Annotated in this window: 10 protein-coding genes; 9 read left to right on the forward strand and 1 reads right to left on the reverse strand. The window is 70.9% G+C overall.

What is annotated here, in order from left to right; genetic code table 11:
• Positions 1-95 precede the first annotated feature (95 nt).
• Positions 96-1,604, reverse strand: coding sequence for a cell wall anchor protein (locus ACWCO3_RS26610; protein ID WP_145785108.1), 1,509 nt, complete (start codon positions 1,602-1,604; stop codon positions 96-98).
• A gap of 305 nt (positions 1,605-1,909) precedes the next feature.
• On the opposite strand from ACWCO3_RS26610, the gene rsmD reads away from it, so the two are divergent.
• From rsmD to ACWCO3_RS26655, 9 genes are all read left to right on the forward strand, one after another.
• On the forward strand, positions 1,910-2,473 hold the full coding sequence (gene rsmD, locus ACWCO3_RS26615) for a 16S rRNA (guanine(966)-N(2))-methyltransferase RsmD (protein ID WP_145785107.1): 564 nt from the start codon (positions 1,910-1,912) through the stop codon (positions 2,471-2,473).
• Positions 2,470-2,952: a pantetheine-phosphate adenylyltransferase gene (coaD, locus tag ACWCO3_RS26620; RefSeq protein ID WP_088991071.1), complete on the forward strand. Its 483-nt coding sequence runs from the start codon at positions 2,470-2,472 to the stop codon at positions 2,950-2,952. The genes rsmD and coaD overlap by 4 nt, the downstream gene beginning before the upstream one ends.
• Before the next feature lie 228 nt (positions 2,953-3,180).
• Positions 3,181-3,678, forward strand: coding sequence for an SPFH domain-containing protein (locus ACWCO3_RS26625; protein ID WP_088991070.1), 498 nt, complete (start codon positions 3,181-3,183; stop codon positions 3,676-3,678).
• Positions 3,679-3,789: 111 nt separating this feature from the next.
• Entirely contained in the window at positions 3,790-4,353 is a 564-nt protein-coding gene (locus ACWCO3_RS26630) for a YceD family protein (RefSeq protein WP_088991069.1), read from the forward strand.
• 5 nt (positions 4,354-4,358) lie between these two features.
• The gene (gene rpmF / locus ACWCO3_RS26635; RefSeq protein ID WP_030335284.1) at positions 4,359-4,532 is read left to right on the forward strand and encodes a 50S ribosomal protein L32; all 174 of its coding nucleotides are present in this window, start codon (positions 4,359-4,361) and stop codon (positions 4,530-4,532) included.
• A gap of 108 nt (positions 4,533-4,640) precedes the next feature.
• Positions 4,641-5,627: a phosphate acyltransferase PlsX gene (locus tag ACWCO3_RS26640; protein WP_145785106.1), complete on the forward strand. Its 987-nt coding sequence runs from the start codon at positions 4,641-4,643 to the stop codon at positions 5,625-5,627.
• Positions 5,624-6,538 (forward strand): ribonuclease III, encoded by a 915-nt coding sequence (rnc, locus tag ACWCO3_RS26645; RefSeq protein WP_357933569.1) that lies wholly within the window; start codon positions 5,624-5,626, stop codon positions 6,536-6,538. The genes ACWCO3_RS26640 and rnc overlap by 4 nt, the downstream gene beginning before the upstream one ends.
• Positions 6,531-7,388: a bifunctional DNA-formamidopyrimidine glycosylase/DNA-(apurinic or apyrimidinic site) lyase gene (gene mutM / locus ACWCO3_RS26650; protein WP_450012629.1), complete on the forward strand. Its 858-nt coding sequence runs from the start codon at positions 6,531-6,533 to the stop codon at positions 7,386-7,388. The genes rnc and mutM overlap by 8 nt, the downstream gene beginning before the upstream one ends.
• 222 nt (positions 7,389-7,610) lie before the next feature.
• Positions 7,611-8,741, forward strand: a complete 1,131-nt coding sequence (locus ACWCO3_RS26655) for an MMPL family transporter (RefSeq protein WP_450012631.1) — start codon at positions 7,611-7,613, stop codon at positions 8,739-8,741.
• The last annotated feature ends 7 nt before the right edge of the window (positions 8,742-8,748 follow it).

An 8,748-nucleotide genomic window follows, 5' to 3' on the forward strand; every position in this document is an offset into this window, starting at 1 on the left:
GACGCTCTCCCTATCTGGGAGGGGCCCCCCCGCGATTGACGACGGGCGCGCCGCCGGGGTGGTCGGCGCGCCCTCAGTTGTCAGAGCGGGTTGTCTCAGGCGGTGAAGGTAACCCGACGACGCCGAGCGATGACGAAGAGCACCGCGCCAGCGATCAGCAGCGCGATCGCGCCGGCGGCGATGCCGCCCGCCGCCGCACCGGTGACCGGGAGGCCCGGCTCCTCGCCGCCAGCGCCACCGCCACCGCAGTTGCCCTCCGGCGTGTAGACCGCTTCCATCTCCAGGTCGAGGTCAGGCAGCGAGACGAGAGCCGACTCGGCCTTGCTGGCCTTGAAGGTCACCGTCTCCGACTTGCCGGCCGCGACCGTGCGGGTCTCGTTCTTGTCGCCGTAGGTGAACGTCGCCTTGACCGGGAGACCACCCTCGGGGTTGGTCACGGTGAGGGCGAAGTCCTTGCAGTCGGCCTTGGTGGTGACGACCGGCAGCGGGCAGTCCTCAGGGCGCTCCCACTTGTACGTGCCGTTCTCGACCACCTTGCCGTCGACCAGCACCTCGATCTTGCCGGCGTCAGCAGCGGGCACGACAACGCTGGTGTCGGCCTTGCCAGCCGGGACGGAGACCTTCTTGGTGAAGCCGTTCTCGCCCTTGACCTCGAACTCGACGGCGTACTTGCTGATCTTGCCGTCGTTGCTCAGCGACACGGCGACCGAACCGTCGCAGTTGGACGCGAAGGTCGAGGCCGGGGTGGTGCAGCTCTTGTTGCCGCCGTTGTACCAGCCCTGCGGGCCCTTCGAGCGGTTGCCCGGGGCACCCGGGGAGCCGAGCTTCTTGTTGTCGTAGCGCTTGCCACCCTCGACCAATTCGTCGATGACCTCGTCCTTGCCGCCCCAGATCAGGTCGACCTGCGTGTGGCAGTCCGGGATCTCGACGTTCAGCGTGATCTCGGTCTGGGTGCCGCCGATCCAGTTGCTGTCCGGCGTGCCGTAGACGTACTGCGGGGTGGCGAACTGCGGCCGGGGCGCGAAGTACGACACCAGAGTGAACCACTGCTTGCCCTCGCCGCAGAGCGGCAGGTCACCGTCGAGCTTGACGGTGGCGGTGCCCTTCGGGCCGTCGAACGTGTGGCTGTACTTGGCCTTGTTGACGTCGACGCACTTCGGGGTCGGCGCGCAGGAGCTGTCGGCGGCCAGGTTGATGCTGCCGTCGTTGGTGGCTTCCTGCCCGTTCTGCTTCCACTTGCCGAACACGGTGAGCTTGGCGCTCTTGGTGTCGCCCGGCACTCGCTGGACGGCCAGGACGCTGCCGCCCTTGGGGATGACGGAGCCCTGCAGCGGGACCGCCTTGGAGCCCTTGACCGGCACGGTGACCTCGGTCGACGGGTCGGCGGTCACCTTCTTGAGGGTGACCTCCTTGTTGCGCTCGCTGTTCTCCACCTTCCAGGTGATCACTCGCTCGCCGGTGAGCCGGTCACAGTCGGCTACGGCGGTGATCGTGGTGTGGTGCGCGCTGGCCGGGCCGGCCACCGCGACTGCCCCGGTGAGGCCGATGAGGGCGGCTCCCAGGATGGCCAGCGGTCGCCGTAGCGACAGCTTGGGACGGATCACGGGTACTCCTGGAGTGCTGAAGCGTCAGGGGTGTGGCACGGGAGTGACAGTGGACGGTCGCCGCACGTCCGACCGGAGAGGTGCCCTCCCGTACCGCGGGCCGGTGGGTTGCCGCCGGCACCCGGCAGACCCTAGCGAGAACGCCTCGCATGAGACAGCCTTGAGGATTTGCTAAGACGGATGTTATGAAGTTGAGATCATTGATATACGAGAAGTGATCACCTGATCGTTGTGGCGGTACCGACCGTGTCGGCCGGCAGGTCCGAAGGGTCGCGTAGCGTCGCGGGCATGAGCAGGTGGAGACCATGACCCGGATCGTGGCCGGCACGCTCGGTGGCCGGCGGATCGCCGCGCCTCCCGGCGCCGGCACCCGACCTACGTCCGACCGGGTTCGGGAGGCACTGTTCAGCGCCGTCGAAGCCGAGGTCGACCTTGACGGCGCCCGCTTCGCCGACCTGTACGCCGGCTCCGGCGCGGTCGGTCTGGAGGCGCTCTCCCGGGGTGCTCGGCACGTCCTGCTGGTCGAGTCCGACCCCCGCGCGGCCCGGGTGATCCGGGAGAACGTCGCAACCCTCGGCGTCGGCCCGGCAGCCCGCCTGGTCGCCGGCAAGGTGGCGACGGCGCTGGCCGCCGGCCCGGACGGCGGCCCGTACGACGTGGTCTTCGCCGACCCTCCCTACGCGGTTCCGGACGAGGAGATCACCGCCCTGTTGGCCGCGCTGGTCGGCGGCGAGTGGCTGGCGCCCGACGCGCTGGTGGTGGTGGAGCGGTCCCGTCGCACCAGGCAGTTCGACTGGGTGGACGGCATCACCCCGGACCGCAGTCGCCGTTACGGCGAGACCACACTTTGGTACGGTCGCCGATCATGAGACGTGCGGTGTGCCCCGGTTCGTTCGATCCGGTCACCAACGGACACCTCGACATCATCGGGCGGGCCAGTCGGCTCTTCGACGAGGTGATCGTCGGTGTGCTGGTGAACCAGTCGAAGAGTGGCCTCTTCACCGTCGAGGAGCGGATCGACATGCTCCGCGAGGTGACCTCGTCGTACGGGAACGTCCGGGTCGAGTCGTTCCGCGGGCTGCTGGTCGACTTCTGCCGGGCCCAGCAGGCGAGTGTGCTGATCAAGGGCCTGCGCGCGGTCAGCGACTTCGACTACGAGTTGCAGATGGCCCAGATGAACATCGGGCTGGCGGGTGTCGAGACGCTCTTCATGCCGACCAACCCGCTCTACTCGTTCCTCTCGTCGAGCCTGGTCAAGGACGTGGCCAAGTGGGGTGGCGACATCTCCGCCCATGTCCCCGACCCGGTCCGTAAGGCTCTCCAGGCCCGCCTCGGCCCCCGTAGCTGATCACACCCTCTGCCGGCGATAGCACCGCTCCGCCCCGGGACGCCCCTTTTTGCCCGGAAATCGAGGCAAGAGTGCGGGCACGGTGGGCGCCGGGTGACGATGTCGCGACGCGCCGGGTTGGGGCGGATGGGGCGCGGGTGGGGCGGGCACGCCATGATTGGTGGCGCGGGGAACGGCCGTAGCCCGCATCATGGAGGTCGGCCGAAGAACGACAGGAGTGAGGTACCGGTGGACCCGCTCGATCGCATCGACGAACTGATCGCCATGGTGGAGCAGGCCCGCTCCGTCCCGATGTCGCGCAACAACTGCATGGTCGACCGGGGTGAGACGATCGCGGCCCTCGACGAGATACGTGCCGACCTGCCCGCCGACCTGCGTCGCGCCGCCGCGCTCCTCGAGGAGCGGGACAAGATCATGGAGGCCGGCAAGCGCGAGGCGGACCGGATCATCAGCGAGGGTGAGGCAGAACACGCCCGCCTGGTCTCGGTGAACGAGATCACTGTGTCGGCCGAGCACGAGGGTGCCCGGATCATCGCGGAGGCCCGAGCCGAGGCGCAGCGCCTGCGTGAGGAGGTCGACGACTACGTCGACACCGCGCTGGCCAACTTCGAACAGTTCCTCACCCGGGCGCTGGCCTCGATAGAGCGCGGCCGGGACAAGATGCACGCCCTGCGTGAGATCGGCACGTTCGCTGGGGACGAGGCGGAACGCCCGCTACCCTTCTGAGCGGCACCTCACCAGCCGACATTCTCGCCGCAGGCGTCGCCCCCGGTTCGACGGTCCGGCGGTCGTCCAGGTAACCTTTTTTGTCGGCCTCTCACCGGCCGGAGTCTAACTATGCCCAAGCACTCGCCATCGACACTCAACCCCAGGTCGCCGCTGGTCCTCGACACGAGGGACCTGCCGCGCCGCCCTGGCGCGTTGCGTGAGGTCAAGCGGGTCGTGCCGGCACCGGCGGACCTCGGTGTGGAGTTGATCGGCGTGCCGGAGGGTGCGGATCTCGACCTCGATCTGAGGTTGCAGTCGGTGTCCGAGGGCGTGCTCGTCTCCGGGACCATCACCGGTCCCGTCAAGGGCGAGTGCGGCCGTTGCCTGCGCGAGATCAACGACTCGATGGGCGTGACGATCCAGGAGCTGTACGCGTACGAGGACAGCACCACGGACGCCACGACCGACGAGGACGAGGTGGGCCGGATGCAGGGCGATCTGATCGACCTGGAGCCGGCGCTGCGGGACGCGTTGGTGCTCACGCTGCCGACCAACCCGCTCTGCCGGGAGGACTGCCCAGGACTGTGCCCCGAATGCGGGGCGCACTGGGACGATCTGCCGGCCGACCACAGTCACCAGCAGATCGACCCGCGTTGGGCGGGCCTGTCGCAACTGACCGTTACAGAGGAGTAAGAACCGTGGCCGTCCCGAAGCGCAAGATGTCGCGCAGCAACACCCGGTCCCGCCGGGCGAACTGGAAGGCGACGGTGGTCGCGACCGTTGCGTGCCCGCAGTGCAAGTCCCCGAAGCTGCCGCACGCCGCCTGCTCCGTCTGCGGCACCTACAACGGCCGCCAGGTTCTCGAGGTCTGACCTGGACGCCCAGTGACGCCCCCGACCCCAGGTCGGGCGGCGCGCGCATCCTGGCATTCGCCCGGTGCCCCGGCTCCCGATGCCCGGCCGACTCCGGCCGGCGTTCCCGTGGAGCCGGGCACCGCGCGGATCGCCGTTGACCTCCTCGGCGGGGACGACGCTCCCGCCGTCGTGGTTGACGGCGCTCTGCGGGCCATGCGCGCCGACCCCGACCTGCACCTGCTCCTCGTCGGCCCGACCGAGGTCGCCGACGAGTTGATCGCTGACCTCGATCCGGCGCAGCGCGTCCGGGTCGCGGTGCGGCCCGTCCGCGACGTCGTCGGCATGGCCGACCACCCCAGTGCCGCCCGCAAGGAGAGCACCGTCCGCGCCGCGGTCACCGCTGTCCGTGACGGCACCGCCGATGCCATGGTGTCCGCCGGTGCCACCGGTGCCACAGTCACCGCTGCCGTTCTCGGCCTCGGCCGCTGGCCGGAGATCCGCCAACCCGCCCTGGTCGCCACCCTGCCCGCCGTGGCCGGGCCGGTCGTCCTGCTCGACGTCGGTGGCTCCCTGGAACCCCGCCCGGCCACTCTCGCCCGCCACGCCGTCCTCGGCGCCGCGTACGCCGCGGTGGCCCACTCGATCCCCGCGCCCAGGGTCGGGCTGCTGTCGGTCGGCACCGAGGCCGGCAAGGGCGATCGGGTCCGCCGGGCCACCGACCCGCTGCTCGCCGCCGAACGACTCCCCGCCGGGGCGCGCTACATCGGCCTGGTCGAGGGGTACGACGTGACGCTCGGCGCGCGCGCCGATGTGGTCGTCACCGACGGGTTCACCGGTAACGTGCTGCTCAAGGCCATCGAGGGCGCGTACGCCATGGCCGGCGGCCCTCCCGCCGAAGGTGGCGCTCCCCGCGCTGCCGCCCTGCTGGGCGTGGCGGGGACGGTGGTCGTCTGCCACGGTTCCGCCCGCGCCGGCGACGTCGCCTCCGGCATCGCCCTCGCCGCTCACCTGTGGCGACGGCGCGCCACCGATCTGGTCTCCGCGTTGCTCGACGGCGACGCCGCGACGGACCGCGCCAACCGTTCCACCGACACCGAGGTACGCACATCATGAGCAACGACAAGAGGCGGCGGGTATCCGTCGGTCACCTGGAAGCCGCCTTCGGCGTGAGTCTCGAACCCGAGCTGCTCCAGCGCGCGCTGACCCACCGCTCGTACGCGTACGAGAACGGTGGGCTGCCCACCAACGAGCGGCTGGAGTTCCTCGGCGACTCGGTGCTCGGCGTGGTGATCACCACAGCGTTGTTCCACAACCACCCGGACCTCCCCGAGGGGCAGCTGGCGAAGCTGCGCGCCAGCGTGGTCAACATGAGGGCGCTCGCCGACGTGGCCCGTGGTCTGGGCCCGGACGGCCTCGGCGCGTACCTGCTGCTCGGCAAGGGTGAGGAGACCACCGGCGGTCGGGACAAGGCGAGCATCCTCGCCGACACGCTGGAGGCGCTGCTCGGCGCGATCTACCTTCAGTACGGGCTGGACACCACGGGCATCGTCATCCACCGACTCTTCGACCCGTTGATGGCCGAGTCGGCCGGTCGGGGTGCCGCCCTGGACTGGAAGACCAGCCTGCAGGAGCTGACGGCGGCGCTCGGGCTCGGCGTTCCGGAGTACCGGATCGAGGGCACCGGCCCGGACCATCTGAAGACGTTCACCGCGTGGGTGGTGGTGGCCGGCAACCGGTACGGCGGCGCCGAGGGGCGCAGCAAGAAGGAGGCCGAGCAGCGCGCCGCCGAGGCCGCCTGGCGGACGCTCGCCGAGCAGAACGGCCACAACGGCGACGACAGCCAGAACACCGGTGGTGGCGAGAACGGCACTGCCAGCCAGAACGGCGAGGCCAGCCAGGACAGCCGGGGCGGGCCGCTGGAAAGCGCCGAGCGGGCGGCCCAGGCCGAGCAGGCCGACCACCTGGCGCAGGTCCTGCCGGCCGGGGGCGCCGACGGCCACGAGACGGGGTCACGGCGTGCCTGAACTGCCCGAGGTCGAGACCGTCCGGCAGGGGCTGGCCCAGTGGGTGGTCGGCCGCCGGATCGTCTCGGTCGAGGTCCGTCACCCACGTGCGGTCCGTCGGCACGTGCCCGGTGACGTGCACTTCGCCGACGTGCTCGCCGGTCGGACGGTGCTCGACGCCCGCCGTCGGGGCAAGTACCTGTGGCTGCCACTGGACAGCGGCGACGCGATCATCGGTCACCTCGGCATGTCCGGTCAGATGCTGCTCCAGCCATCCGGCACCACCGACGAGACCCATCTGCGGGTCCGTTTCCGGTTCGCCGACGACGGGCCGGAGCTGCGTTTCGTCGACCAACGCACGTTCGGCGGGCTCTCGGTGAGCGAGGGCGGCGCCGAACTGCCCGACGAGATCGCGCACATCGCCCGTGATCCGATCGACCCGGAGTTCTCCGACGAGGGATTCGTCGCCGCGCTGCGTCGCCGGCACACCGAGGTGAAGCGGGCGCTACTCGACCAGACCCTGATCTCCGGGGTGGGCAACATCTACGCCGACGAGGCGCTCTGGCGTGCCCGGCTGCACGGCGGCCGACCCACCGACGCGCTGACCGCCCCGGCCGTGCAGCGCCTGCTCGGCCACGTCCGTGACGTGCTCGGCGAGGCGATCAGTGAGGGCGGCACCAGCTTCGACGCCCTCTACGTCAACGTCAACGGGGAGAGCGGCTACTTCGACCGGGCGCTGAACGCGTACGGCCGCGAGGGCGAGCCGTGCCGTCGGTGCGGTGCGCCGATCCGCCGCGAGGCGTTCATGAACCGGTCCTCGTACAGCTGCCCGCGCTGCCAGCCGCGGCCCCGGGGTCCCCTTCGGGGATGACCCGGAGTCGACTCCGGGGCGGCGTCGGCGGGTCGCGGCGGGTCGCTCCGGGCTGGACCCCGGCGTACGTCCGATTCGTGGCTGATGCCCGCCGCGCCGACCCCCACCGACCAGCCCCGGGTTTCCGGGGCGGGCCGGGGCCGATCCCCGATGTGACCGCCTCGTCACGCCCCTAACGTCAGCTCCGTTGACTGGGGGGCTGACGTGACAGGGGGATCCGAGATGCGGAAAAGACCGGTGACGGTGCGGCTGGCGCGGTGGAGCGCCGAGCACCCGTGGCGGGCGATCGCGCTGTGGGCGGTGTTCGTCGCGGTGTGCTTCGTCGGCGGCAACGCCGCTGGTCTCAACGAGGCCACGAGCGGTGACCAGGCCATCGGTGAGGCGGGGCGGGCCGGCCTGATCGTGGACGCCGCCAACTTCGACGACCCGGCCGTGGACAACGTCCTGATCACCTCTCCGGGCGGTGCGCTGGACCAGGCGGCGGCCACGGCAGCCGCCGACGACGCGGCGGCCCGGCTGCGCACTGTCGTCGGGGTGGCCGCTGTGGGTGAGCCGGTCACCGCTCGGGACGGCTCGGCACTACTGGTGCCGATCACCATGTCCGGCGACCCGGAGACGGCCTCGGAGCGGGTGCAGCCGTTGCGCGACGCGACCGCCGCCGTGCAGGCCGCACATCCGCAGGTGCGGGTGGAACAGGTCGGTGGACCGTCGATCGGCCAGGCTCTCGACGACACCCTGGGCAAGGACTTCGAGCGTGCCGAGCTGCTCAGCCTGCCGGTCACCCTGGCGATCCTGATCATCGCGTTCGGGGCACTGATCGCGGCCAGCGTGCCGGTGCTGCTGGCGCTCTCGTCGGTCGCCGCCGCGATGGGTCTGTCCACCCTCGCCTCGCACCTGGTGCCGGCGACCGACACCACGGCCCCGGTGATCCTGCTGATCGGGATGGCGGTCGGGGTCGACTACTCGTTGTTCTACATCCGTCGCGAGCGGGAGGAACGCGCCAAGGGCCGCTCCGGCCTCGACGCCGTGGAGATCGCGGCGGAGACGTCCGGTCACGCGGTGGTGGTCTCCGGCCTCGCGGTGATGATCTCGATGGCCGGGTTGCTGCTCGCCGGCGACGTGGTCTTCTCGTCCCTCGCGGTCGGCTCGATCCTGGTGGTCGCAGTCGCGGTGACCGGCTCGCTGACGGTGCTGCCCGCCCTGCTGGCCCGGCTGGGCCGTTGGGTCGACCGGCCCCGCGTGCCGCTGCTGTGGCGGCTGACCGCGCCGCGCACCGGCCGCCGCCCAGGCCGGTGGTCACCATTCCACCAGCGTGCGCTTCACCCTGGACGCGAGAACGCTCGACGGCGGTGAGCAGGTC

The sequence above is a fragment of the Micromonospora sp. NPDC002411 genome (assembly GCF_053592955.1).

Excerpts from the sequence above, each read along its gene's own strand:
- rsmD (WP_145785107.1), top strand. The coding sequence starts at position 1,910 with ATGACCCGGATCGTGGCCGGCACGCTCGGTGGCCGGCGGATCGCCGCG.
- ACWCO3_RS26655 (WP_450012631.1), top strand. The coding sequence starts at position 7,611 with ATGCGGAAAAGACCGGTGACGGTGCGGCTGGCGCGGTGGAGCGCCGAG.
- coaD (WP_088991071.1), top strand. The coding sequence starts at position 2,470 with ATGAGACGTGCGGTGTGCCCCGGTTCGTTCGATCCGGTCACCAACGGA.
- rnc (WP_357933569.1), top strand. The coding sequence starts at position 5,624 with ATGAGCAACGACAAGAGGCGGCGGGTATCCGTCGGTCACCTGGAAGCC.
- ACWCO3_RS26630 (WP_088991069.1), top strand. The coding sequence starts at position 3,790 with ATGCCCAAGCACTCGCCATCGACACTCAACCCCAGGTCGCCGCTGGTC.